Source organism: Streptomyces sp. Mut1, from assembly GCF_030719295.1.
GTDB lineage: Bacteria > Actinomycetota > Actinomycetes > Streptomycetales > Streptomycetaceae > Streptomyces > Streptomyces castrisilvae.
In genome coordinates this window covers 4547052-4572161 of sequence record NZ_CP120997.1, presented here as the reverse complement: position 1 = coordinate 4572161, position 25110 = coordinate 4547052, and the positions used below count along the sequence as shown (strand labels likewise).

Annotated in this window: 23 protein-coding genes; 9 read left to right on the top strand and 14 right to left on the bottom strand. The window is 73.3% G+C overall.

Annotation, left to right across the window (positions count from 1 at the left end):
- Positions 1-2 precede the first annotated feature (2 nt).
- Both P8A18_RS19785 and P8A18_RS19780 read right to left on the bottom strand, forming a co-directional pair.
- Positions 3-425 carry a Zn-ribbon domain-containing OB-fold protein gene (locus P8A18_RS19785; RefSeq protein ID WP_306056254.1) on the bottom strand — a complete coding sequence of 141 codons (423 nt, stop codon included), beginning with the start codon at positions 423-425 and terminating at the stop codon, positions 3-5.
- Positions 422-874, bottom strand: a complete 453-nt coding sequence (locus P8A18_RS19780) for a DoxX family protein (RefSeq protein WP_306056252.1) — start codon at positions 872-874, stop codon at positions 422-424. The genes P8A18_RS19785 and P8A18_RS19780 overlap by 4 nt, the downstream gene beginning before the upstream one ends.
- 174 nt (positions 875-1048) lie before the next feature.
- On the opposite strand from P8A18_RS19780, the gene P8A18_RS19775 reads away from it, so the two are divergent.
- Positions 1049-2239 carry a flavin-containing monooxygenase gene (locus P8A18_RS19775; protein ID WP_306056250.1) on the top strand — a complete coding sequence of 397 codons (1191 nt, stop codon included), beginning with the start codon at positions 1049-1051 and terminating at the stop codon, positions 2237-2239.
- Positions 2240-2273: 34 nt separating this feature from the next.
- Here the strand turns inward: P8A18_RS19775 and P8A18_RS19770 are convergent, their stop codons facing one another.
- Positions 2274-3785, bottom strand: coding sequence for an MFS transporter (locus P8A18_RS19770; RefSeq protein ID WP_371933695.1), 1512 nt, complete (start codon positions 3783-3785; stop codon positions 2274-2276).
- A 117-nt stretch (positions 3786-3902) separates the two neighbouring features.
- On the opposite strand from P8A18_RS19770, the gene P8A18_RS19765 reads away from it, so the two are divergent.
- The 3 genes from P8A18_RS19765 (at position 3903) to P8A18_RS19755 (ending at position 7836) form a co-directional block, all read left to right on the top strand.
- Positions 3903-4412, top strand: a complete 510-nt coding sequence (locus P8A18_RS19765; protein ID WP_306056246.1) for a MarR family winged helix-turn-helix transcriptional regulator — start codon at positions 3903-3905, stop codon at positions 4410-4412.
- Positions 4413-4669: 257 nt separating this feature from the next.
- Entirely contained in the window at positions 4670-6898 is a 2229-nt protein-coding gene (locus tag P8A18_RS19760) for an acetate--CoA ligase family protein (protein ID WP_306056244.1), read from the top strand.
- Between the two features lie 146 nt (positions 6899-7044).
- On the top strand, positions 7045-7836 hold the full coding sequence (locus P8A18_RS19755; protein WP_306056242.1) for an enoyl-CoA hydratase/isomerase family protein: 792 nt from the start codon (positions 7045-7047) through the stop codon (positions 7834-7836).
- A gap of 8 nt (positions 7837-7844) precedes the next feature.
- On the opposite strand, the gene P8A18_RS19750 is transcribed toward P8A18_RS19755, so the two are convergent.
- Complete coding sequence (locus tag P8A18_RS19750; RefSeq protein WP_306056240.1) at positions 7845-8693, bottom strand: hypothetical protein; 849 nt, start codon at positions 8691-8693, stop codon at positions 7845-7847.
- Between the two features lie 262 nt (positions 8694-8955).
- On the opposite strand from P8A18_RS19750, the gene P8A18_RS19745 reads away from it, so the two are divergent.
- Entirely contained in the window at positions 8956-9555 is a 600-nt protein-coding gene (locus tag P8A18_RS19745; protein ID WP_306061015.1) for a flavin reductase family protein, read from the top strand.
- Between the two features lie 22 nt (positions 9556-9577).
- Here the strand turns inward: P8A18_RS19745 and P8A18_RS19740 are convergent, their stop codons facing one another.
- Positions 9578-10897, bottom strand: coding sequence for an MFS transporter (locus tag P8A18_RS19740; RefSeq protein ID WP_306056238.1), 1320 nt, complete (start codon positions 10895-10897; stop codon positions 9578-9580).
- Between the two features lie 181 nt (positions 10898-11078).
- Here P8A18_RS19740 and P8A18_RS19735 point away from each other — a divergent pair, with 181 nt between their 5' ends.
- Complete coding sequence (locus tag P8A18_RS19735) at positions 11079-11411, top strand: hypothetical protein (protein ID WP_306056236.1); 333 nt, start codon at positions 11079-11081, stop codon at positions 11409-11411.
- A 27-nt stretch (positions 11412-11438) separates the two neighbouring features.
- Here the strand turns inward: P8A18_RS19735 and P8A18_RS19730 are convergent, their stop codons facing one another.
- Positions 11439-12716 (bottom strand): MFS transporter, encoded by a 1278-nt coding sequence (locus tag P8A18_RS19730; RefSeq protein WP_371933694.1) that lies wholly within the window; start codon positions 12714-12716, stop codon positions 11439-11441.
- Positions 12717-12820: 104 nt separating this feature from the next.
- On the opposite strand from P8A18_RS19730, the gene P8A18_RS19725 reads away from it, so the two are divergent.
- On the top strand, positions 12821-13819 hold the full coding sequence (locus tag P8A18_RS19725; protein WP_306056234.1) for a GlxA family transcriptional regulator: 999 nt from the start codon (positions 12821-12823) through the stop codon (positions 13817-13819).
- A 10-nt stretch (positions 13820-13829) separates the two neighbouring features.
- Here P8A18_RS19725 and P8A18_RS19720 read toward each other — a convergent pair whose 3' ends face one another.
- On the bottom strand, positions 13830-14879 hold the full coding sequence (locus tag P8A18_RS19720) for a Zn-dependent alcohol dehydrogenase (protein ID WP_306056233.1): 1050 nt from the start codon (positions 14877-14879) through the stop codon (positions 13830-13832).
- Positions 14880-15297: 418 nt separating this feature from the next.
- A complete protein-coding gene (locus P8A18_RS19715) occupies positions 15298-16215 on the bottom strand; it encodes an SDR family oxidoreductase (protein ID WP_306056231.1) in 918 nt (305 codons plus the stop codon).
- 83 nt (positions 16216-16298) lie between these two features.
- Here P8A18_RS19715 and P8A18_RS19710 point away from each other — a divergent pair, with 83 nt between their 5' ends.
- Positions 16299-17225: a cyclase family protein gene (locus P8A18_RS19710; RefSeq protein WP_306056229.1), complete on the top strand. Its 927-nt coding sequence runs from the start codon at positions 16299-16301 to the stop codon at positions 17223-17225.
- Here P8A18_RS19710 and P8A18_RS19705 read toward each other — a convergent pair.
- The 4 genes from P8A18_RS19705 to P8A18_RS19690 all read right to left on the bottom strand — a co-directional run bounded on the left by P8A18_RS19705 (position 17144) and on the right by P8A18_RS19690 (position 21486).
- Complete coding sequence (locus P8A18_RS19705) at positions 17144-17677, bottom strand: ATP-binding protein (protein ID WP_234018176.1); 534 nt, start codon at positions 17675-17677, stop codon at positions 17144-17146. The two genes, P8A18_RS19710 and P8A18_RS19705, sit on opposite strands and share 82 nt — an antisense overlap.
- 416 nt (positions 17678-18093) lie before the next feature.
- Positions 18094-19119: an acyl-CoA dehydrogenase family protein gene (locus tag P8A18_RS19700; RefSeq protein ID WP_306061011.1), complete on the bottom strand. Its 1026-nt coding sequence runs from the start codon at positions 19117-19119 to the stop codon at positions 18094-18096.
- An 8-nt stretch (positions 19120-19127) separates the two neighbouring features.
- Positions 19128-20285 carry an acyl-CoA dehydrogenase gene (locus P8A18_RS19695; protein WP_306056227.1) on the bottom strand — a complete coding sequence of 386 codons (1158 nt, stop codon included), beginning with the start codon at positions 20283-20285 and terminating at the stop codon, positions 19128-19130.
- A gap of 7 nt (positions 20286-20292) precedes the next feature.
- Complete coding sequence (locus P8A18_RS19690; protein WP_306056225.1) at positions 20293-21486, bottom strand: amidohydrolase family protein; 1194 nt, start codon at positions 21484-21486, stop codon at positions 20293-20295.
- Positions 21487-21631: 145 nt separating this feature from the next.
- On the opposite strand from P8A18_RS19690, the gene P8A18_RS19685 reads away from it, so the two are divergent.
- A complete protein-coding gene (locus P8A18_RS19685) occupies positions 21632-23215 on the top strand; it encodes a class I adenylate-forming enzyme family protein (RefSeq protein ID WP_306056223.1) in 1584 nt (527 codons plus the stop codon).
- 871 nt (positions 23216-24086) lie between these two features.
- Here the strand turns inward: P8A18_RS19685 and P8A18_RS19680 are convergent.
- Complete coding sequence (locus P8A18_RS19680; RefSeq protein ID WP_018553110.1) at positions 24087-24611, bottom strand: EF-hand domain-containing protein; 525 nt, start codon at positions 24609-24611, stop codon at positions 24087-24089.
- 69 nt (positions 24612-24680) lie between these two features.
- The gene (locus tag P8A18_RS19675; RefSeq protein WP_306056220.1) at positions 24681-25055 is read right to left on the bottom strand and encodes an STAS domain-containing protein; all 375 of its coding nucleotides are present in this window, start codon (positions 25053-25055) and stop codon (positions 24681-24683) included.
- Between the last annotated feature and the right edge of the window lie 55 nt (positions 25056-25110).

Sequence of the window (25110 nt, the reverse complement as noted above, 5' to 3'; positions counted from 1 at the left end):
CCTCACGGCCGGAACACCGCCACCGCCTCGCACCCCTCCTCCCGGCGGAACGTCACCCGCAGCTCCATGCCGATGGCGAGCGCGCCCTCCTCGCACTCCACGACCTGCGTCATCATGCGCGGCCCCTCCGCCAGATCGACCACGGCGGCGACGTACGGGACGCGGGCGCCGAACGGGGGCAGGTCGTTGCGGTGGACGACGGACCAGGTGTAGAGCGTGGCCCGGCCGCTCGCGCGGACCCATGCGCCGTCCTCGCTCCAGCAGTACGGGCAGAACTCGCGCGGGTAGTGGTGCGCCCGGCCGCAGGCCCGGCAGTGGCGCAGCAGGAGGTGCCCCTCGGCCGCGGCGTCCCAGTAGGGGCGGGTGAAGGCGTCGGGTTCGGGGAGATCGTGGCGGGGGGCGGGGGGCGGCGGGGCGCTCGTCACGGGAAGAGTCCGATCGCGTGGTCGAGGGACCAGGTCTGCCAGGACATCGCGAACAGGGCGACCAGCGAGATGAGCGCCATCATCGCGTTCTGCCCCTGCTCGGCCCAGTCGTGGATCATCAGCACCAGGTAGAGGAGGTTGAGCAGGAGGCCGCCGACGAGGGCGACCGGGGTCAGGAAGCCGGTCACCAGGCCGAGCCCGAGGGCGAGTTCCGCGTACACGACGATGTACGCCATGGCCCTGGGGTGCGGGGCGACGGTCTTCTCGAAGCCGGCGCGGACCACCGGCCAGCGGTGCTTCCCGGCCACGTCCGCCGCCCACGCGATGCCGGTGCCGCGCTGGAACCACGCCTTCCGGTCCTTGTGGCGCCAGCTCTCCAGCCACCACAGGCCGAGCCCGACGCGCAGTACGGCGAGCCACTGGGCCCCGTCGAGCCAGAACGTCCGCATGACGCCTCCCGATACACTGAATCTGACGGTACGTCAGTTCACCCGATGGGGACGCACGGCGCAAGAGGTGCGACGACCACGCCCCGCACCCCCGTCCGAGAGCGTGATCAATTCGCAATCGATTCCGGTCTTGACCGAGACCCATCAAGGAGTCACGCGATTACGCTCCGAAGCATGTCCGACAGCGCATCCACCGCCGGCAGCACCGCCCCGGCCCCCACCGACCTCACCGAGGACCGTCCCGTCTACGTCATCGGGGGCGGTCCGGGCGGGCTCGCCGCCGCTTCCGCCCTGCGCGCGCGGGGCGTTCGGGCCGTCGTCCTGGAGAAGTCCGGAGGCGTCGGCGCGTCCTGGCGCGGGCACTACGACCGGCTGCACCTGCACACCACCCGGCGCTGGTCCGCGCTCCCCGGACTGCCCATGCCCCGCAGGTTCGGGCGCTGGGTCTCCCGCGACAACGTGGTGCGCTACCTGGAGAAGTACGCCGAACACCACGAGCTGGAGGTGGTGACGGGCGTCGAGGTCTCCCGGATCGACCGGGCGGCGGACGGCAGCGGCTGGCGGCTGAGCGCGAGCGGCGGCCGCGAACTCACCGGCCGGGCCGTCGTCGTGGCCACCGGCTTCAACCACACCCCGCGCCTCCCCGACTGGCCCGGCCGCGAGACGTTCACCGGCGAGCTGCTGCACGCCGCCGACTACCGCACCCCGGCCCCCTACGCGGGCAAGGACGTCCTCGTCGTCGGCGTCGGCAACACGGGCGCCGAGATAGCCGTCGACCTGGTGGAGGGCGGGGCGCAGCGCGTACGGCTCGCGGTGCGCACCGTCCCGCACATCGTGCGCCGCTCCACGGCCGGGTGGCCCGCGCAGGCGACCGGCATCCTGGTGCGCCGGCTCCCCGTCGCCCTGGTGGACCGGGCCGGGCGCCTGATGTCCCGTATCGCCGTCCCCGACCTTGCCGAGCACGGGCTCCCCCGGCCGGACACGGGCCTGTACTCGCGGGTCAAGGAGGGCGCCATCCCGGTCCAGGACGTCGGGCTGATCGACGCGGTGAAGCGCGGCCGGGTGGTGCCGGTGGCGGCCGTCGAGTCGTTCGAGAAGGACGCGGTGGTCCTGGCGGACGGCACCCGGCTCACCCCGGACGCGGTGATCGCCGCGACGGGCTACCGGCGGGCCCTGGAACCGCTGGTCGGCCACCTCGGCGTGCTGGATGCCCGGGGCCGCCCGGTGGCGCACGGCCGGCGCACCCCGAAGCAGGCACCCGGCCTGTACTTCACCGGCTTCACCAACCCCATCAGCGGCATGCTCCGCGAACTGGCCCGGGACGCCGAGAAGATCGCCAGGAGGGCGAGCCGGACGCGCCACTGAGCCGGCCCCTTCCCGGCGGGCCGGCGACCGGGCTTCACCGGGTGAGCTGCCGCTCCGTGCCGGAGCCGTCGGCGGACGGTTCCGGGGCGATCCCGAGCTGTTCGTCCTCCGGGCGGCCCTTCGCGGGCAGCAGGAAGGTGATGGCGAGGAAGGCCACCAGCAGGCACGCCTGGACGATCAGCGCGCGGTGGAAGCCGCCGGTGAAGTCACCGGACCCGGCCCGGTCGAAGAACACCGAGCCGAAGACCGCGACGCCGATGGAGCCGCCGAGCGCCTGGACCGCCGACAGGACGCCGGAGGCGGACCCGATCTCGTCGTCGTCCACCGCGGCGAGAATGAAGCTGAACAGGGCGGCGATCACCATCCCCGCGCCGATGCCCGCCACTGTCACGCCGGGGACGATGTCCCGGATCGAGAACGAGGTGGCGTCGAGTCCGTCGAGTTCGAACCAGAGCACGGCCGCGCCGGCCAGCTGGACCAGCGGTCCGATCTGGAGCACCTTGCGGCCGATCCGGTCCGCGAGGAACGCACCGCTGACGGCCCCGCCGATCGCGGTCCCCACCGCCAGCGGCAGGTTGCCGAGCCCGGCCTCGCCGGCGGTGAACTGCCGCCCGATCTGGAGGTAGAGGGTCAGCACGAGCTGCGTGCCGATCAGCCCGCCGAAGAACAGGGCGATGCCGCCGAGCCCGACGGTGAAGGCAGGCTTGCGCAGCAGGCCCGGGGTCACCAGCGGGACGCGGCCCGCCGCGGCCGTACGGCGCTGCCGGGCGGCGAACAGGGCGAAGCCGAGCGCCGAGGCGGCCATGCACAGCCAGGTCCACAGCGGCCAGCCGCTCTCCTGTCCCTGGTTGAGCGGCAGCACCAGCAGGGCGCAGGCCGCCACCACCAGGGCCGCGCCCGCCATGTCGACCCGCACCGCGCGGTCGCCCGGCTTCCTCGGCACGAACTTCGCGGCGACGATCAGCGCCGCGAGACCGATGGGCAGGTTGACCAGGAACACCGACCGCCAGCCCAGGCCGAAGAAGTCGCCCTCGATGAGGAAGCCGCCGAGGACGGGCCCGATGATGCCGCCGAGGCCGAGGACGGGACCGAAGATCGCGAAGACCTTGGTCAGCTCGGGACCGGAGAAGTTCTCCCGCAGCAGGCCGAGGCCCTGCGGGAGAAGCATCGCCCCCGCGGTGCCCTGGAGCAGGCGGAAGGCGATCAGCGACCCGATGCCGGGCGCGAGCGCGCACAGCAGCGAGCTTGCCGTGAAGGCCGCCAGCCCGATCAGGAACATCCGGCGCCGCCCGTAGCGGTCGCCGAGCCGGCCGCCCAGCACCAGGCCCGCGCCCAGGGTCAGGGCGTAGCCGCCGATCACCCACTGGAGGCCGATGGAACCGGCACCGAGGGATCTCTCCAGGTCCGGGCCCGCGACGTTGACGATCGACGCGTCCAGGAGGTCCATGACCTCGGCGACGATCATCACCGCCAGGATCAGCCACCGGTACGGCTGGGGCGGGGAGCCCGGGGTGGGGGACGGGTCAGGCACGCTCAGTACCTCCATCGTGAAGCAGTTTGAGTGTGAAGTAGTTCCACGGTGAAGGTAAAGTGGTGACGGTAGGTTGTCAAAGCGGGCCGCCGACGCGGTCCGCGCGGCGGAGGAAGAGGTGAAGGGGCACCGATGGAGGATGTGACGGGCGACGGCGTCGCGGAGCGGCGCGAGCGGCTGATGGAGGCGCTGAGGGTCCACGGCGGCCACTACGCCGAGCTGAGCCGGCGCTTCGCCGCCTGGCTCGGGCTGCACTCCACCGACGCCACCGCGGTGCTGGAGATCGCCGCCGCCGAGGAGCGCGGCACCCCCCTGTCACCGGCCCGGCTGAGCGAGCGCATCCCACTGTCCACGGGCGCCACCACCGCCCTACTGAACCGCCTCGAAGCGGCGGGGCACATCACCCGCGTCCGGGAACACACCGACCGGCGCGTCATCACCCTGCGCAGCGGCGGGCACATCCAGGAGCGGGCGGACGAATTCTTCGGGCCGCTGGCCCGCCGTCTCGACGCCACGATGGCGCACTACCCGCCCGAACTCCTGGAGCGGTTCGAGGCGTTCATGGCCGACCTGAACGCCACCATGGACACGCACCTCACGGAAGAGGGCACACCGGCGCGCCGCTCGCCGCGCACCCGGTGACGGCCGGGCGCCCGTCCCGCGCACCGCTCCCCGCACATCCCCTGACGGCCGGGCGCCCGCCCCGCCCGTCCGGCGCGTCCGGCCCGTCCGGCACATCCGGCGCGTCCGGCGCTCATCCGGGCGCCCCCTCCATCATTTACCCGCACACCCATTCCTGACGGGCCGTCAGTTCAGTAACCTGACAGAGTGTCAGCTTCGGACACCGGCCTGGCGGCTCCACGCGCCCGGCGGACCTTCGAGCAGGAGTGGGCGGAACGATGCTTGGATCGACTCACGGCACCCTCACCACCGACTTCCGCGCCAGGGTGGTGGCCTGCGGCGAGGAACCACGCGCCGCCGTCCACAGCAGGGCCACCATCGCCCCGGAGGGCGACCTCGACGTCAGCGGCCGGCCGCTGCACGCCCCCGTCCCGGACCTGGACCGGTTCTTCCGGCCCGAGTCCGTCGCCGTCATCGGGGCGTCCGACACCGAGGGGCGCCCCAACACCGGCATCACCCGCCAGCTCACCACCTGGGCCGAGCGCGTCGGGGCGCGGCTGTATCCCGTGCACCCCACACGCACGTCGGTCTTCGGGCGGGCGTGCTTCCCCTCCGTCGCCGCCCTGCCGGAACAGGTCGACCTCGCGGTGCTGCTCGTCAGCGACCCGCTCCCCGTGATCGAGGAACTGGCCCGGGCCAAGGTGCGGTTCGCCGTCGCCTTCGCCTCCGGGTTCGCCGAGACCGGCGAGGAGGGCGCCGCCGCCCAGGCCCGGCTGGCCGCCGCGGTGGAGCGGTCGGGGCTGCGGCTGCTCGGCCCGAACACCAACCTCAACGCCTTCGAGGAGTTCCGCGACGACCTCGAAGGTCCGGCGATCGCGCTGATCACCCAGTCCGGCCATCAGGGCCGCCCCGTCTACACCCTCCAGGAGCTGGGCGTACGCCTCTCGCACTGGGCGCCCACGGGCAACGAGGCCGATCTGGAGACCGCCGACTTCATCGCGTACTTCTCGCAGCGCCCCGAGGTCGGGGCCATCGCCTGCTACGTGGAGGGGCTCAAGGACGGGCGCTCCTTCCTGCTCGCGGCGGACCGGGCCGCGCGGGCCGGGGTCCCCGTGGTCGCGGTCAAGGTGGGACGGACGGAGGCGGGGGCCAGGACGGCCGCCTCACACACCGGCAAGCTGACCGGCGCCGACCAGGTGGTCGACGCGGCGATGCGGCAGTTCGGCGTGATCCGCGTGGACGGCCTGGACGAGCTCCAGGACACCGCGGCCCTCCTGGCCCGCGCCCGTAAGCCGCAGGCCGAGGGCGTCGTCGTCTATTCGATCTCGGGCGGCACGGGCGCGCACTTCGCGGACCTGGCCACGGGCGCCGGACTCCACCTCCCCGAACTCCCGGCGGACAAGCGGGCCGAGCTGCACACCTGGATACCGGACTACCTGAACGTGGCGAACCCGGTCGACAACGGCGGCCACCCGGTCGGCGACTGGCGCGGCCGGAAGATCATCGACGCGATCCTCGCCGACCCCTCGGTGGGCGTGCTGATCTGCCCCATCACCGGCCCCTTCCCGCCGATGAGCGACCGGCTCGCGCAGGACCTGGTCGACGCGGCGGAGGCCACGGACAAGCTGGTGTGCGTGGTGTGGGGGTCGCCGGTCGGTACCGAGGATGCCTACCGCACCACGCTGCTCGGCTCGTCCCGCGTCGCCACCTTCCGCACCTTCGGCAACTGCATCACCGCCGTGAAGGCCTACCTCGACCACCACCGCTTCGTCGCCTCGTACCGCTCCCCCTTCGACGAGGCCCCACGCACCCCCTCGCCCTCCTTCCGCAAGGCGCAGGCGCTGATGCGCCCGGGGCAGCAGCTCAGCGAGCACGCGGCGAAGCAGCTGCTGCGGGCGTACGGGATCCGGGTGCCCCGCGAGCAGTTGGTGACCAGCGCCGCCGCGGCCGTCCGCGCGGCGGGGCTGGTCGGCTACCCCGTCGTCATGAAGGCGTCCGGCGCCCGGCTCGCCCACAAGACGGAACTGGGCCTCGTCAAGGTCGGCCTGACCTCGGCCAGCCAGGTCCGCGACGCCTATCGCGAACTCACCGACATCGCCCGCTACGAGGACGTCGAACTCGACGGCATCCTGGTCTGCCAGATGGTGGAGCGCGGCGTCGAGATGATGGTCGGCGTCACCCGGGACCCGCTGTTCGGGCCGACGGTGACGGTGGGTCTCGGCGGCGTGCTCGTGGAGGTGCTGCACGACGCGGCGGTGCGGGTGCCGCCGTTCGGCGAGGAGCAGGCGCGGGCGATGCTCGGCGAGCTGCGCGGCCGGGCCCTGCTCGAAGGGGTGCGCGGCGGGCCGCCGGTGGATGTGGACGCGCTCGTGGAGGTGGTCCTGCGGGTCGAGCGGATGGCGCTCGAACTGGGCGACGACCTGGCGGAGCTGGACATCAACCCACTGATGGTGCTGGGCCGGGGCCAGGGAGCGGTGGCCCTGGACGCGCTGGCGGTCTGCCGCTGAGCGAGCCCTCCGGGGGGCCGGTCGCCTGAACCGGTCCGGGGCGCGGGCCCCCCGGCCCGCCGGCCCGGTCCCGGGCGCGGCGTTCCGTCCTCAAACGCCGGACGGGCTGAAACGGCCCGCCCGAACACCTGCTCAGGAGCTGCCTCATGTCGTCCTCCCCGATACTCCACGCCACGGACAGCGGGGTCTCGTGGATCACCCTCAACCGCCCCGAAGCGATGAACGCCGTCACCTGGGACCAGCGCGAACGCGTCATCGCGCTGCTCGCGGACGCCTCCGCCGACCCCGCCGTCCGGGCCGTCGTCCTCACGGCCACCGGCCGCGGCTTCTGCGCGGGCGCCGACCTGCGCGGCGCCCCGGCCACCGGCGACCGGGCGCCGGGCGATGTGGCCCGCACGATCAGGCTCGGCGCGCAACGGCTGATCACGGCGGTCCTGGACTGCGAGAAACCGGTCCTGGCGGCGGTCAACGGCACCGCGGCCGGCATCGGCGCCCACCTCGCGTTCGCCTGCGATCTGGTCCTGGCCGCCGAATCGGCCAAGTTCATCGAGGTGTTCGTCCGCCGCGGCCTCGTACCCGACGGCGGCGGGGCGTATCTGCTGCCCCGGCTGGTCGGGCCGCAGCGCGCCAAGGAGCTGATGTTCTTCGGCGACGCGCTCCCGGCGGCCGAGGCGGAACGCCTGGGCCTGGTCAACCGGACCGTCCCGGACGAGGAACTGGCCGCGACCGCACGCACCTGGGCGGAACGGCTCGCCGCGGGCCCGACCCGCTCGATCGCCCTCACCAAGCAGCTCGTCAACGCCTCCCTGGACACCGACCGCGCCACGGCGTTCGCCGCCGAGGCCATGGCCCAGGAGATCAACATGACCACCCACGACGCCCAGGAGGGCGTGGCGAGCTTCGTGGAGCGCCGGAAGCCGACGTACCGGGGGGTGTGAGCGCCCGCTCACCGGGTGAGCGTGTACCAGCCCGGTGCGTCGAGGTCGCCGTACTCACGGTTCAGCTTCGGGCGCTCCGGCGTACCGCCGATCCGCCAGCCGTCCGCCTCGTCGCCGAAGGAGCAGCCTTCGACGCGGAGCCGCACCCGCTGGTCCCAGGTGGTGGAGTCGCCGGGCTCGTACGACCAGGTGCCCGTTCCCGTGCAGCGGTACTCGGCGGGATCCGGCTCCGTGTCGTTGCCGAAGGATGCCTCGTAGGCGGCCTCGTGGTCCGTCAGCCCCTCGGCGAGGGCCGTGCCGTCGGCGGCCAGCCGCAGGGTGCCGCCCCGCCCGTCGGTCCAGTCGCCGGTCAGCTGGGAGGCGTCGGCCTTCGGCGGACGGTACTCGGTGAACAGGCCGGCCCCGAACGCGGCCGACCCGATGCCGAACACGGCCACCACAGCCAGGGCTCCGTAGCCGAGGGTGCGCAGGAGCCGTCCCCCGTGCAGCGCGGCGTCCCGTGCCGAAAGGGCGGCCCCCGTGAGCAGCACCGCGCCCGTCAGCCAGGTCAGAGCCAGCGAGCCGGGCCCCGGGCGCAGGGTGACTCCGACGACGGCCACGACCACGCTCACCAGCACCCCGGCGACGACCGGCACCCACCACCAGGCGTCCCGCCCGGTCAGCCGGCCACTCACCCGGCGGGCCACCCACACCACGGGCAGCACCACCGTCAGGCTCCCCCACAGCGCGACCGGAACGCCGACGCACGCGAGGAAGGGCAGGAGGAGGATGCCGCCCCCGGGCCCGTCCGGCGGCGCGGGCGGCTCCGCGGTGAGTTCCGCGAAGCCGCCGACTTCGGCGCCGAGCAACGCGCCCATGAAAAGTGCGGCCGCACCGGCCGCGATCGACCGGCCGGACCACACGGGCGGCGGTCCCGAAGGCGTCTCGGAACCTTGCCGCGCCCCCCACGGTTTACGCGTGTCCCACGCGGCGTTCCTGGCCATGTGAGCCCCCCCTTCTCCGTGCATTCTCACCCGGAGCGCGGCACGCCCCGCGAGGAGGTTCCCGAAACCGCCGCCCCACCCCTTCCGATCTGACGCTGCGTCAGTTCCAATGGTCGACGTGATGGGACACGCAGGCATGGCCGCGACCGCCGTCCGCTACCTCAGGTCCGTCGGCGCCGCGACGGCCGCCGCACCGGGGGCGGTCGATCCACTGCCGCGCCCCGATCTGCGGGCCGTCGCCCACGACGAGCGGCCGCCCGTCGACCCGGGCGCGTTCCGCCGGGTGCTGGGGCACTTCGCCAGCGGGGTCACCGTCGTCACCGCCCACGGCCCCGACGGGCCGGCCGGCTTCGCCTGCCAGTCGTTCGCCTCGCTGTCGCTCGACCCGCCGCTCGTCGCGTTCATGGTCGCCCGTACGTCGACGACCTGGCCGCGCATCGCCCGTGCCGGGGCCTTCTGCGTCAACATCCTGGGCGCGGACCAGGGCGCGCTGTGCCGGGGGTTCGCGGTCAGCGGGGCCGACAAGTTCGCCGGGGTGGGGTACGCCCCCGCCCCGGCGACCGGTTCACCGCTGCTCGACGCCGTGCCCGCCTGGGTCGACTGCCGCATCCAGGCCGTTCACACGGGCGGTGACCACCTCATCGTGGTGGGCCGGGTGGAGGCGCTGGGGGCGACGGAGGGCGACGAGGGGCCCCTCCTCTTCCACCGGGGGGCGTTCGGGCACTTCGAGAGCTGAGCGCTCCACGCCGCGAGGCGGTTCACGCCGCGAGTTCGGCCTTCACCGGCTCCCCGGTCCGGCGGATCACCAGCACCATCAGCGCCGCAGCCGCGCACAGCGCTCCGGCCGCGTACCAGACCACGTCGTACGTGCCGAAGTAGTCGCGCGCCACCCCGCCCAGGAAGGCGACGAGCGCGGCGCCCACCTGGTGCGAGGCCAGGACCCAGCCGAAGACGATCGCGCTGTCCTCCCCGTACCGCTCCCGGCACAGGGCCAGGGTCGGCGGGACCGTGGCGACCCAGTCCAGGCCGTAGAACACGATGAAGAAGACCATCGGCGGCTCGACGGTGGCCTGCATCAGGAACGGCAGGAAGAGCAGCGAGACGCCGCGCAGCGCGTAGTAGACGGCCAGCAGCCGGCGGGCGTCGAAGCGGTCGGTGAGCCAGCCCGAGAAGACCGTGCCGATGATGTCGAAGATCCCGATGACCGCGAGGAGCGACGCGGCGGCGGTGATGGGCATGTGGTGGTCGTGCGCCGAGGGCACGAAGTGCGTACGGATCAGGCCGTTGGTGGAGGCTCCGCAGATCGCGAAGGACCCGGCGAGCAGCCAGAACGGTCCCGTGCGGGCCGCGTCGAGCAGGACCCGTACGGCCCGGCCCGCCGCCCCGCGCGCGGGCGCCGGCTTCTCCACATACTCCCCGCCGTACGGGGCGAGCCCCACGTCGGCCGGGTGGTCGCGCATCAGGAGCCAGACGAACGGGACGACGACGAGGGCGGCGAGGGCGACGGTCACCGAGGCCGGGCGCCAGCCGTGCCGGTCCACGATCCAGGCGCACAGCGGCAGGAAGACCAGCTGGCCCGAGGCACCGGCCGCGGTGAGGACGCCGGTGACCAGGCCCCGCCGGGCCACGAACCAGCGGTTGGTGACCGTCGCGGAGAAGGCCAGCGCCATCGAACCGGTGCCGAGCCCGACGAGGACGCCCCAGTAGAGCATCAGCTGCCAGGCGGCCGTCATCCACACGCTCGCCAGCGCCCCGGCCGCGACCGCGCTCAGCGCCACGGCCACCACCCGGCGGATGCCGAACCGGTCCATCAGCGCGGCGGCGAACGGCGCGGTGAGGCCGTACAGCGCCATGTCGATGGAGACGGCGAGCCCGATCTGGCCGCGCGACCAGCCGAAGTCGTCCTGGAGCGGGTCGAAGAGGAGGCCGGGCAGGGAGTTGAAGGCGGCGCCGCCGATGATCGTCACGAAGGTGACGGCGGCGACGATCCACGCCCGGTGGACACGCCACCGACGGGGCGCGGCGGGGGCGGTCGTCGGCGCGGCTGCGGGGGCGGCGCCCTCGGTTGTCGGATTCACGCGCCCAGCATCCGGTCGCGCGCCCCTTCCTCACGAGTGGCCCGAGGGACATGGTTCGCAAGAATCGGGCCACGCCTCCGGCGCCTGCCCCGGCCGTCGTGGTCCGTGGGCGCGTACGATCTGCGTCGCCCGGCGGCCGCACCCGCGCGGACGCCGTTCGTCCACGTCCTCGGGGGACTTCATGCAGTGGGTCGCACGCCAGCACTTCCACCACCGGTCCGCGCAGATGCGGGGCTGGGGAGCCCTGCTCCTGCTCATCGCCTGTGCGCTGTGGGGGTGGCTGGGCTTCCTGCTGTGGGACACGGACGACACGCTGTACTGCTTCCGCGCCTCGTCGGTCTGCGAGATGGACACCACCATGCCGAAGCAGCTGACCCTGCTGGGGATCTCCGCGCCTCTGTCGGCGGCCGGTACGGGGCTGCTCGTCGCCGGAAGTGTGCGCCGGCAGACCAGCGCGCACGTCCTCCAGGTCATCGAGATGCAGCGGTCCGAGGAGCGGGCGCGCAACAAGTAGCCGCCCCCGCCCTCCCGTCGGGGCGGGTCAGCCGATCCGTTCCAGGCGGCGCACCGGGCGGGCCGCCAGCAGGACGCCCACCGCCAGCATGTTGATCACCGCCCCGGCGATCAGCACCTCGGCCGTGCCCAGCCGGTCCGCGACGGGGCCCGCGAGCGCCCGGCCCGCCGCCACCATCAGCAGCGAACCGGCCACGTCGTAGGCGTGCAGCCGGTTCAGCGCCTGCGGCGGTACGTGTGTCTGGACGGTGGTCGACCACATCACCAGCCAGAACGCGGACGCCGCGCCCGCCACGAACTGCCCCGCCCCCAGGGCCGGTACGGGCAGCCCGAGCCCCAGCACGATCAGGTTCACGCACACCCCGGTCAGCGCGACGGCCCCCGCCGCCAGGGGCCTGCGCGGTCGCAGCCGCAGCGCGAGCAGGCCGCCCACGACGCTGCCGGCGCCGTTCACGGCCATCAGCGCGCCGTACGTGCCCGAGCCGTGCGCCTCGGTGACCTCGACGGCGGTGAGCGGCAGCATCGGGCCGAGCACGGCGAAGCCGTACACCGTCCAGATGGCTATCACGCCCCACAGCCAGCTGCGCGCGGTGAACTCCCGCCAGCCGTCCGCCAGTTCCGCGAGGAACGAGCCGCGCGGCGCGTCGTCCGAGGGGGCCGGGGCCAGACGCAGCAGGAAGAGGCAGAGCCCGGAGACCAGGAACGTGGACGCGTTGGCCGCGTAGACCGCCCCGGCGCTCGCCAGGCCGACGAGCACACCCGCGAAGGCCGGGCCCGCCATGGTCATCAGCGCCTCGGAGACCCGCAGCACGGCGTTGCCGCGCTGGACGTCCGGCGCCACCCTGGGCACGGTGGACGCCACGCCCGGCTGGAACAGCGCCGCCCCGACGCCCGCGACCGCGCTCAGCGCGTACACCGCCCACAGCGGCGGGTTGCCGGTGGCGAACGAGACGGCGAGCGCCGAGGCGCCGACCAGCCGCAGCGCGTCGGCGATGATCATCATCCGGCGCGGGGTGAACCGGTCCGCGAGGACGCCACCGAAGAGCACGAACACCGCGAGCGGGCCCATCCAGGCAGCCAGCGCGTAGCCGACCGCCGCAGGGGGCCGCCCCGCCCCGAGCAGGCCCGCGGTGAGGGCGACGGGGATCATTCCGTCCCCGAACAGCGCCGCGGTCCGGGCGACGAAGAACAACCGGAAGTTACGGTTCCAGAGCCGCGGGGGCTCCGCGGGCAGGAACGGGAGAGAAGACGCGAGAGGGGACGGGTCACCCGGGGTGCGCTTGTGGTCCGTGGTGGGAATGCACACGGAGTCTGCTGGCTTTTCCTTCACACCGATGACATGTATCAGCTTATGGTCTATACCAGCTAGGTACTTTTCGCCGGGACCAGCAGCCCTGAAGGGAGACCGTTGTGCCGCACCGGGTCGTCGTCCTCGCCCTCGATGGGCTGCTCCCCTTCGAACTGGGCATCCCCCAGAGGATATTCGGGCTCGCCCGCACCGACGATCCCCGGGGCCGGGACCGGGGCCGGAAACTGTACGACGTCGTGACCTGCTCCGCGCGTCCGCCGGGACCGGTCCGCACCGACGCGGACTTCACGATCACCGTCGAGCACGGGCCGGAAGCCCTCGCCACCGCCGACACGGTCGTCGTCCCCGCCAGCTACGAGCTGGGACCCGTCCACGACGAGGGCCGGCTGACCGAGGAGCTGGCCGCCGCGCTGGCGTACGTCCGGCCGGGCACCCGGATGGTGTCCATCTGCACCGGCAGCTACGTCCTGGCCGCCGCCGGCTATCTCGACGGGCGCCCCGCCACCACGCACTGGTCCTCCGCCGACCACTTCCAGCAGCTCTTCCCCGCCGTCCGGGTCGACCCCGACGTCCTGTTCATCGACGACGGCGACGTCCTGACCTCCGCCGGGGTCGCCGCCGGGATCGACCTCTGCCTGCACATGGTGCGCCGCGACCACGGCACCGCCGTCGCCAACGACGTCGCCCGGCGCACGGTCGTACCGCCGCACCGCGACGGCGGCCAGGCGCAGTACATCCAGCGACCGGTCCCCGACACGCAGTTCGCCACGACGACCACCGCCCGCGCCTGGGCCCTGGGCCGGCTGGAACGCCCGATCCAGCTGCGGGACATGGCCCAGCAGGAGTCCATGAGCGTACGGACGTTCACCCGGCGCTTCCGCGAGGAGGTCGGCGTCAGCCCCGTGCAGTGGCTGACCCAGCAGCGGGTGGAACTGGCGCGCCGGCTCCTGGAGTCCACCGACCTGTCGATCGACCAGGTGGCCCGGGACGCCGGCTTCGGCACCCCCACGTCCCTGCGACAGCACCTCCAGACGGCGCTGGGGGTCTCGCCGACGGTCTACCGCCGCACGTTCCGCTCGACAGCCGGCCACCGGGCGTGACCCGGCCCTCTCAGAACACCAGCACCCCCCGGGCCACCCGCCCGTGGTGCGCGTCGTCCGCCGCCGCGGCGAATTCCTCCACCGGGTAGGTCGCGGTGACCAGTTCATCGAGCAGCAGCCGGCCCTCCCGGTAGAGGTCCGCGTACAGGGCGATGTCCCGCTGCGGGCGCGACGAGCCGTAGCGGCAGCCGAGGATCGACTTGTCCAGGTACATCGAGGACACCAGGAACGACGCCTCGGCCGTCGCCGCCGGTACGCCCAGCAGGACCGCCTGCCCGTGCCGGTCGAGCAGGTCGATCGCGGTCCGGATCAGCTCGGTACGGCCCACGCACTCGAAGGCGTGGTCGACGCCGTTCGGCAGGATGTCCCTGACCCCGTCGGCCGACGTCAGGAAGTGCGTGGCGCCGAACAGACGGGCCGCCGCCTCCTTCTCCGGGTTCGAGTCGACGGCGACGACGCACCGCGCGCCGGCGATCCGCGCGCCCTGGATCACGTTGAGCCCGATCCCACCCGTCCCGATCACGAGGACGCTCTCACCGTGGTCGACCTTCGCCCTGTTCAGTACGGCTCCGACTCCCGTCAGCACCCCGCAGCCGATCAGGGCAGCCGAGGTGAGCGGCAGGTCCTCGGGGATCTTCACCGCCTGCACCGCCTTGACCACGGTCTTCTCCGCGAACGCGGAGTTCGACGCGAACTGGTACAGCGGCTCGCCACCCCGCGTGAACGGGCGGCCGGGCCGCCCGATCGCCTTCCGGCACATCGTGGGCCGCCCCCGGTCGCACTGCGCGCAGGCCCCGCAGTTGGCGAGCGTGGACAGCGCGACGTGGTCGCCGGGGACGACGTGCGTGACGCCGGGGCCGACCGCGTCCACGATGCCGGCGCCCTCGTGGCCGAGGACGACGGGCGGCGGGAACGGGATGGTGCCGTCGATCACCGACAGGTCACTGTGACAGATGCCTGCGGCGGCGACCGCGACCCGGACCTCGCCGGGGGCGGGGTCCCGAACCTCCAGATCGTGCACGACCTGGGCCCGCTTGCCGTCAAAGACGATGCCTCTCATGTACGGCTCCTTCGGTTGGGGGTGCGATGAGCCCTTCCGGGCTCGCTTCCACTCCTGGGGCGGCGCCACCCTCGGGGCGACTCCATCCCCTCGGGGGCAGTGCCGGCCCCTCCGGCGGAAAACCAAGCCCCCCCCCCGGCGATTGAGGAGCAGGGCGGAAAACCAAGCCCCTCCGGCGATTGAGGAGCGGGGTCCGGGGCAGCGCCCCGGGGGCTCCGCCCCCGAACCCCCGCTCCTCAATCGCCGGAGGGGCTGGAAGTGACCGCCGGACGGGCTTGGCGCAACCACGGAAGGGGCATGAGGCGACCGCCGGGAGGGCTGAGGCGACCGCCGGAAGGGGGCTGAGGCAACCGCCGACGGGCTGGAAGTGGCCGCCGGGGGGGCCTGAGGCGACCGCCGGAAGGGCGCAGCGCAGCGCTCACGCGTTGGGGCGGGACTTCGCGCGCGCCGCCTCCGCCATCTCCTCCAGCCGCGCCAGCATCGGCATCGGGTCCGCCCCCACCGTCCCCGGCAGGAAGTCAGCGATGCGTTCCGGGGTCCAGGCGCCGCCCTCGGCGTACGCCGCGCGCAGTTCCCTCGGCTGGGCCCAGACCGCGATCTTGGGGCCCGCGATCGTGTACACCTGGCCGGTGATCCTCTCGGCGCGGGCCCGCTCGCTGAGGAGGTAGACGACGAGCGCCGCCACGTCCTCCGGCTCGCCGATCTCCTTCAGCTCCATGGGGACGTTGGCGGACATCCGGGTGCGCGCCACGGGCGCGACCGCGTTCGCCGTGACACCGTACTTGTGGAGGCCGAGCGCCGCGCTGCGCACGAGCGAGATGATGCCGCCCTTCGCCGCGCTGTAGTTCGCCTGGGCCACGCTCCCCTGGTGGTTGCCGCTGGTGAAGCCGATCAGCGTGCCGGCGCCCTCCTGCTTGCGCATGACCGCCGACGCGGCCCGGAAGACGGTGAAGGTGCCCTTGAGGTGGGTGGCGACGACCGGGTCCCACTCCGCCTCGGACATGTTGAACAGCATCCGTTCGCGCAGGATGCCGGCCACGCAGACGACGCCGTCGATCCGTCCGTACCGTTCGAGCGCGGTGTCCACGACCCGCTGCCCGCCGGCCATCGTGGAGATGTCGTCGGCGACGGCGACCGCCTCGCCGCCCGCCGCCCCGATCTCCTCGACGACGGACTCGGCTATCCCGCTCACCGGTTCGCCGCCCTCGATGGGGACGCCGTAGTCGTTGACGACGACCTTCGCCCCCTCCGCCGCCGCCGCGAGCGCGACGGCCCGGCCGATGCCGCGCCCCGCCCCGGTCACGGCGACGACCTTGCCTGCCAAGAAGTTCCCCATGCCCGGCCCCTTCCCGCGGTTTCTGACGGACCGTTAGATTCTACGGGTCATCAGGTCCACCGGCACAAGCCCCAGGAGGCGCCATGTCACTGCCGGACGAGTTCCACGACCTCGCCCAGCGCGTCAACAACTGGGGGCGCTGGGGCGCGGACGACGAGATCGGGACGCTCAACCTGATCACCGACGAGGTGGTCCGGGAGGCCGCCGCCACCGTCCGCGCGGGGCTGCGCGTACCGCTCGCGCTGCCGCTCCAGCAGGACGGGGTGCAGAGCGGCCTCGTACCGGGGCGGATCAATCCGCTGCACACGATGGTCCAGATCAACCAGGAGCTGTTCGGCCCCGGCACCGTCGCCACCAGCGACGACTCCGCCGTGCTGAGTCTCCAGACGGCCACCCACTGGGACGCCCTGACGCACGCCTCGCATTCGGGGCGGATCTACAACGGCCGCCCCGCCGACACGATCACCGCGCACGAGGGCGCCCGGTTCAGCGGGATCGGCACGATGCCGCCCGTCGTCTCGCGCGGGGTGCTCCTCGACGTGGCCCGCGCCCACGGCGTGGACCGGCTGCCCGGCGGCCACGCGGTCACGCCGGAGGACCTGGAGGCGGCGGAGGAACTGGCCGGGGTGCGGGTACGGGCCGGGGACGTCGTCCTCGTACGCACCGGGCAGGTGCGGGTGTACCTGGCCGGGGACAAGAACGGGTACGGCTACCCGTCACCGGGGCTCTCGATCCGTACACCGGAGTGGTTCCGGGCGCGCGACGTGGCGGCGGTCGCCAACGACACGCTGACCTTCGAGATCTTCCCGCCGGAGATCGAGGACCTCTGGCTGGGCGTGCACGCGCTGGACCTGGTCGAGATGGGCATGCCGCAGGGCCAGAACTGGAACCTGGAGGCACTGTCCACCGCCTGCGCCGACCGGGCGCGCTACGCGTTCCTGCTCTCGGCCATGCCCGAGCCGTTCACCGGGGCGACGGGCACCCCGGTCGCGCCCGTGGCCGTGCTCTGAGCCACGCCGTGGGCGCCGGGCTGCATCTGGACCTGGATGACGGGGATGCTCCGGTCGACCTCGCACCAGATGCGCTTGCCCGCGCCCTCCGGCTGCCAGCCCCAGCGGTCGGCCAGACCGTCGACCAGCTCCAGACCCCGGCCGCCGGTGTCCTCACCGCGTGCGTGCCGCTGCTGCGGCGGGCGGCAGCTGGCGTCGGCCACCTCGACCCGTACGGTCCCCGCGTCCCCCGGGGCGCCCGTCGGGCCGAACAGCATGCGCAGCACGGCCGGACAGCCGGTGTGCACCACCGCGTTCGTCACGAGTTCCGAGATGAGCAGGATGAGCGTCTCGGCGAGTGGCTCGTCGTCCCGCACGCCGGACCCGGCGAGCCGCGAGCGCGCCCATCTGCGAGCCCGTCCGACCTCCGCGGGGTCGGGCCCGACCTCCAACTGAACCTGAAGCACCTGCACCGCTCACACCATCCGAACCGGCGGACACATCGCCTCGCGCCTCCTCAGGGTCACGGAACGTGATTCCCTTACAAGACAGCATGGTTGACGTACAGTCACCGCAACAAGCGCTTCGGGCATATTCCAGCGCGAAGGAGTACGCGTAGTGCATACTGTGCGACGCCCGTTGCGGAGAGTCGAACAGCGGCGCCGTACGCGCCGGGAAATCCTCTTCCCGGCAGGCCCGGCCCCTCTGTGTGGACCGCGAGCAGCGCACCTCGTGCGGACCGGAGGCGCCGCACGGGACGCATCCGGACTGCCAGGTTCCAGAACTACTCGCATCCAACGGAGCGTACCCGAGCCCGGCGCCGACTCCACCCCGTGACGAATCACGCAAAGGACACAAGCCGGTATCGCCGGACATCGATCGCGCTGTGTCACTCCGCAGCGTGAAGCCGAGGGGTGTGACGCGTCACGTGCGTGCGCGGGGCACCCACCGGCTCCGCCCGGCCGAGACCCGCGGCCAGCTCCTCCTCCGCGTCCGCCGCCGCCAGCCACTGCCCGGCCCGCAGCCAGGCCCGCTTGAGGCGCAGGTGGACGTCTGCCTCCCAGGTGAAGCCCATGCCCCCCTGCACCTGGAGGCAGTCGCGGGCGTTGCGGACGGCCGCCTCGTCGGCGAGGAGTTTGGCCCCGGCGATCTCCGCGGGGTCGCCCGTCACGGCCGCCGCGTAGACCGCGGCGCGGGCCGTTCCGGTACGGACCAGCATCTCGGCGCACAGGTGTTTGACCGCCTGGAAGGAGCCGATGGGCGCGCCGAACTGTTCGCGGTCACGGGCGTGTTGAACCGCCTCCTCCAGGCTGCGTCCGGCGCTGCCGAGCTGTTCGGCGGCGGTCAGCAGGGCCCCCTCGCGGCGCAGCCGTGCCCCGCCGCCGGGCACGGGCTCGCCCTCGGCGGCGTACGCGGGCAGGGCGGCCGGCCGCCACAGCGGCGTGCCCGGGTCGGCCGAGCGCACCGGCCGGGCCCCGTCCAGGACGCGTCGCAGCGGCCCGCCGGCCAGGACGTACGCCTCGTCGCCGGCCAGCACGAGCAGCGCGTCGGCGTCCGCGAGGTGCGCCACCGGCTGCCCGGCCTCCGTCTGCGCGACCACCGCCTCACCCCGCGCGGCGCCCTTCACCGCGCCTGCGGCCAGCTCGGTGGCGGCCAGTGGGCCCGGCAGCAGGGCCCGCCCCAGCTCTTCGAACATAAGTACGGATTCCGGCAGGCCGAGGCCGACCCCGCCCGCCGCCTCCGGCAGCCGCAGCGCGAAGAGCCCGGCCGCGCCCAGCTCCGCCCACAGCGCCCGGTCCACGCCCCCGCCGCCGTCGTGCGCCGCCCGCATCCGGTCCCGGCCGAACCGGCCCGCCAGCAGTTGGGCGATGCCCTCCCGCAGCGCCCGCTGGTCGTCCGAGAGCTGGAAGTCCATGGGTGCGCTCACCGCCCCTTCGGCAGGCCGAGAATGCGCTCGGCGACGATGTTGCGCTGAATCTGCGAGGTGCCGGCCGCGATGGTGTACGAGAGCGAGGAGAGCCGGTCGCGCACCCACTCCCGGTCCAGATCGAGGGCGTCACCCGCGCCCAGCACCTCGGCCGCCGCCTCGTACAGCTCCTGGCGGGCGTGCGAGTAGCGCAGTTTGAAGACCGAGCCGCCGGCCCCCGGGACACCGCCGGACCGCTGGGCCTCGCTCACGTTCCACTGGGTGAGCCGCCACAGCGCCTGGAACTCGGCGGCGAGCCGGCCCAGCCTGCGGCGCAGCACCGGATCGTCCCAGCGCCCGGTGCGCCGGGCCTCGGCGGCCAGCGCGTCCAGGGTGCGGCGGCAGGCGACGACCTCGCCGACGAAGGCCGTGCCGCGCTCGAAGGAGAGCGTGACCATGGTGACCCGCCAGCCGTCGTTCTCGGCGCCCACCCGGTGCGCGAGCGGCACCCGCACCTCGTCGAGGAACACCTCCGCGAACTCCGTCGACCCGGCGAGCGTGCGCAGCGGCCGGACGGTGACGCCGGGGGCGTCCATCCGCATCGCCAGCCAGCTGATCCCCCGGTGCTTCGGGGCCGCCGCGTCCGTCCGTACGAGCAGTTCGCACCAGTCGGCGACCTCCGCGTGCGAGGTCCAGATCTTCTGCCCGCTGACCACGTAGGCGTCGCCGTCGCGCACCGCCCGGGTGCGCAGCGCGGCCAGGTCCGATCCGGCGCCCGGCTCGCTGAAGCCCTGGCACCACATCTCGTCGCCGCGCAGGACCGGCGGCAGCCAGCGGGCGCGCTGCTCCGGGCTGCCCTCGGCGGCGATGGTGGGGCCCGCGTGCAGCAGCCCGACGAAGTTCGCCCCCACGTAGGGCGCACCGGCCCGTTCCGTCTCCTCCAGGAAGATCAGGTGCTGGGTGGGGGTGGCGCCCCGGCCGCCCGCGTCGGCCGGCCAGTGCAGCCCCGCGTACCCGGCGTCGTACAGCAGCCGCTGCCAGCCGGCGTCGTAGGCCCGGCGGCCCGGCCAGTCGGCGGGGTCCGGCCTCGGCGGCAGGCCGGGCAGCACGGCGGCCAGCCACTCCCGCAGCCGCGCCCGGAACTCCCGCTCCTCCTGCGTGTACGCGAGGTCCATGACCGGCCTACCTGTCGAGGTCCAGGCCGAGCATCCGGATCGCGTTTCCGCGCATCAGTTTGTAGACGGTCTCCTCGTCCAGTCCCTTGACGTGGTCGAGGGCGACCTCCTTGGTGTGCGGGAAGGTCGAGTCGACGTGCGGGTAGTCCGTCTCGAAGGTGGCGTTGTCCCGGCCGACGACGTCGAGCGAGGCGACGCCGTGCTTGTCGCGGAAGAAGCAGCAGAAGATCTGCCGGTAGTAGTACGTCGACGGCGGCTCCGGAATCAGGTCGCGCACCCCGCCCCACGCCCGGTGCTCCTCCCACACGTCGTCGGCGCGCTCCAGGGCGTACGGGATCCAGCCCATCTGGCCCTCGCTGTACGCGAGCTTGAGCCGGGGGAACCTCACCAGGACCCCGCTGAACAGGAAGTCCATCATCGAGGCCATCGCGTTGTTGAACGAGAGCGACGCCTGCACGGCGGGCGGGGCGTCGGGCGACGCGGCGGGCATCTGCGAGCTGGACCCGATGTGCATGTTCACGACCGTGCCGGTCTCCTCGCACACCGCGAAGAACGGGTCCCAGTACCCGGTGTGGATCGACGGCAGTCCGAGGTGGGTCGGGATCTCCGAGAACGTCACCGCCCGCACCCCGCGCGCCGCGTTCCGCCTGATCTCCGCGACCGCGAGGCCGATGTCCCAGAGCGGGATGACGCACAGCGGGATCAGCCTGCCGCCGCTGTCCCCGCACCACTCCTCGACCATCCAGTCGTTGTACGCGCGCACACACGCCAGCGCGACCTCCTTGTCGTGCGCCTCGGCGAAGGTCTGCCCGCAGAAACGCGGGAACGTGGGGAAGCAGAGGCTCGCCTCGACATGGTTGAGGTCCATGTCCTTCAGCCGCTCCACCGGGTCCCAGCAGCCGCGCCGCATCTCGGCCCTGGTGATCCCCTCCAGCGTCATGTCGTCCCGGTCGAAGCCCACGGCCGCGATGTTCCGCTTGTACGGGAACTTGAGGTCCTCGTAGATCCACCAGTCGGTCGGCGGGCCGTCCGGGTCCATCGTGATGACGTACTTGCCGCCGACGTACGCCAGCTCCCCGATGCCCGCCGTCAGCGGCTGCGGTCCGCGCTCGCGGTACCGGGCGGGCAGCCACGTCGAGAACAGGTGCGGCGGCTCGATCACATGGTCGTCGACGCTGACGATCCGAGGCAGTTCCGTCATGGTGTCCCCTTCGACGCGGCACGTTTTCTGATGACCCGTCAGATTGTTGTCGCCCTCAGGCTAGCCCCGCACCCCTGGACCGACAAGGCGCGGAGCCCTACGCTCTCGGTTGAATCTGACTGGTCGTCAGTTATGGGGGTTCGCCGTGAACGACACCGCACACGCCCTGAGCGCCTCGGGGACCTTCTGGGAGCTGGTCGAGCGCCGGGCCGCGCTGACGCCCGGCCGGCCCTTCCTGCTCCAGGACGACCGCGTCCTCACCTTCGGCGCCCTGCGCGATCGCGCCGAGCGCGTCGCGGCCGGGCTGCACGCGGCGGGCGTCCGCCCCGGCACCGTCGTCGCCTGGCAGCTGCCCACCCGCCTCGAAACGGTTCTCCTGTCCTTCGCGCTGACCCGGATCGGCGCCGTCCAGAGCCCCGTCATCCCCTTCTACCGCGACCGCGAGACGGGGTTCGCGCTGCGGGAGTCCGGGGCGGAGTTCTTCGCGGTCCCGGGCACGTGGCGAGGGTTCGACCACACGGAGATGGCCGCCCGGCTCGCGGCCGGCCTCGACCGCCCGCCCCACGTCTTCGAGGCGTACGGGGCGCTGCCCGACGGCGACCCCGAGTCACTGCCGGCGCCGCCGTCCGACGGGAGCGCCGTCCGCTGGATCTACTGGACCTCGGGCACCACGTCCGACCCCAAGGGCGTCCTCCACACCGACCGCAGCCTCATCGCGGCCGGCGCCTGCCTCGCCCACGCGTTGCGGCTGTCCGCCGCCGACGTGGGGTCGATCGCCTTCCCGTTCGCCCATGTCGGCGGGCCCGACTACGCGGTCATGCTCCTCCTGTACGGGCTCCCCGCGGTGCTCTTCGAGCACTTCGCGATGCCGGGGGCCCTGGCGGGGTACCGGCGGCACGGGGTGACGGTCGCGGGGGGTTCGACGGCGTTCTACTCGATGCTGCTCGCCGCACAACGGGAGGCGGCGGGGGCGCGGGGGGCGCCGGAGGCGCCTGGGGCGCCGATTGTGCCTACCCTGCGGCTCCTCGCGGGCGGGGGCGCGCCCAAGCCGCCCGAGCTGTACCACGCGGTCGTCCGCGAGATGGGCGTCCAGCTGACCCACGGCTACGGCATGACCGAGGTCCCCATGATCACCATGGGCGCGCCCGACGACACGGCGGAACACCTCGCCGGCACGGAGGGGCTGCCGCCCCCGGGCATGGAGATCCGGATCACCGACGCGTCCGGTGCGGTGGTGCCGTGCGGGGTGGACGGGGAGGTGCGGTTGCGGGGCGAGGCGGTCTGCCGGGGGTACCTCGACCCGCGCGCCACGGCCGAGGCGTTCGACGCGGAGGGGTTCCTCGTCACCGGCGACCTCGGACACCTGCTGCCCAGCGGGCACCTCGTCCTCACGGGGCGGCTCAAGGACGTCATCATCCGCAAGGGCGAGAACATCTCGGCGAAGGAGATCGAGGACCTGCTCGCGGCGCACCCGTCGGTGGGCGACGCGGCGGTCATCGGACTGCCGGACGCGGAGCGGGGCGAGCGGGTGTGCGCGGTCGTGGTCCCACGCGGGGGCGCCGCGCCGCCCCTCGGCCTCCCCGACCTGACGGCGTACCTGCGGGGGGCGGGGCTCGCGGTCCACAAGCTGCCGGAGCAGCTGGAACTGGTGTCCGAGCTGCCACGGAACGGGGCGTTACGGAAGGTACTGAAGTACCGGCTGCGGGAGCGGTTCGGGGGGCGGGGGTGAGGGGTGCGGGGGTGAGGGGTGCGGGGTTCCGTCCTCAATCGCCGGACGGGCTTGGGGGCGTCGTCGTCCGTGGGGTGCGGGTCGCCCACCGTCCGGTGGGTGGGGGCGGGGTCCCTCCGGGCAGACTCCTCAAAAATGGCGTGTTCACCCGACGACGCGGAGGACCCCGGTCGTACGCCATTTTCTGCGGGGACTCCCCTGCACGCCCCCACCCGGACGCCTATGCGTCTGCGACAGTCGTCCCACCGGCGTGCAGACGCGTGGCGGCCGGTCCGGGGGCGTGCAGGGGAGTCCCCGCAGGACGACGAACAGATACCCGGGCACGGCTGCGTACCCGCCGAACGTTCGTCGTCCGAGGAGACGCCCCGGAGGGACCCCGGACCCCACCCAGGACGCGCAGGCGTGCTCTTCAGCCCGTCCGGCGATTGAGGACGGAACCGATCGGCCCGGGACAGGCCAAACCCGCGAGGGCCGACGCCCCACCCAAGCCGTCCGACGCTTGAGGACAGAACCGGTCGGCCCGGACCGGGACAAACCCACGGGGACCGACGCCCCACCCAAGCCCGTCCGGCGCTTGAGGACGGAACCGGTCGGCCCGGACCGGGACAAACCCGCGAGGACCGACGCCCCACTCAAGCCCGTCCGGCGCTTGAGGACGGAACCCTCCGCCCCGGGGCGGGGCGAGCCCCGGGGATGCCGCCCGCCCAAGGGCCCCGCCCGTCCGGCGATTGAGGACGGAACCGGTCGGCCCGGGACGGGGCAAACCCGCGGGGGCCGGCGCCGCAGCCAAGCCCGTCCGGCGCTTGAGGACAGAACCCCGCGCCCCGGACCGGGGCGAGCCCCGGGGATGCCGCCCGCCCAAGGGCCCCGCTCAAGGGCCCGGTTCGATCACCGTTACGTACGCCGCGAGCGCGGCCACCGCGTCGTCCTCGACGACCCCGCCGTCCCGGTCCACGTCCAGGCTCTGCGCGGCGAAGGCCGCCGCGTCGGGGCCGGCGCCCAGGACCCTGAGGGCCCGTTCGACCGATGGTACGGACGCGCGGCCGTCGTCCGACGGGCCCGCCGCCACCGCGAGCGCCGCGCGCAGGAACGGGCGGGCGATCTCCGCGAACCGCTCCGGGTTGTCGCGCAGGCGCTTCACCGCGCCGCCCACGAACTCCTCGCGGGTGACGCGCTGGTCTCCGTCGACGTCGGCGATGCCCGCCATGCCCTGCCAGAACGCCTCTGCCCCGCTGTAGAGCGCCTGCCCCTTGTCGCAGCGGGCCGTCGTACCGAACTCGGTGAGCAGACGGGCCGCGGCCGCGTTGAAATCCGCGCGATCGATGTATCCGTTGCCGTCCTGGTCGAAGGCGGCGAAGCGGAAGGCGATCTTGCGCTCGTACTCTGCGCTGTCCATGCGGGGAGCGTACGACGCCGGGAGGCGTCACGTGTCACTTTGGGGTTCGGTCCACCCCTGGCGGCTCTTTCAGGCCGTGAGCGGTTCGGCCTCCTCGTCGACGGCGGCGTCCCAGTCGGGGTAGACCTCGAACAGCCGGCGCACGCCGAGCGCGGCGAGCACGCGGTTGACGTGGGAGCCCTCCTCCGCGCCCCGGGCGGGCAGGATCAGCCGCAGCCGGCCCCCGCAGGAACGCATCAGGCGGCGCAGCGCGATGAGCACGCCGACGCCGCTGGAGTCGCAGAACTGGACCCCCGAGAGGTCGAGCACGACGTCGTGGCGGCCCACGGCGACCACGTCGTGCACGGACTGACGCACGGTGGGTGAGGTCAGGAGGTCCAGCTCACCGGATATGTGCAGCACGGTCCACCCGTCCTGCTCGGTCTCCGAGACTTTCAGGGTCACGCCACTGGGCCTCTCGCTCCGGGGATACCGGGGAACCCGGTGATCCGGAAGTTTG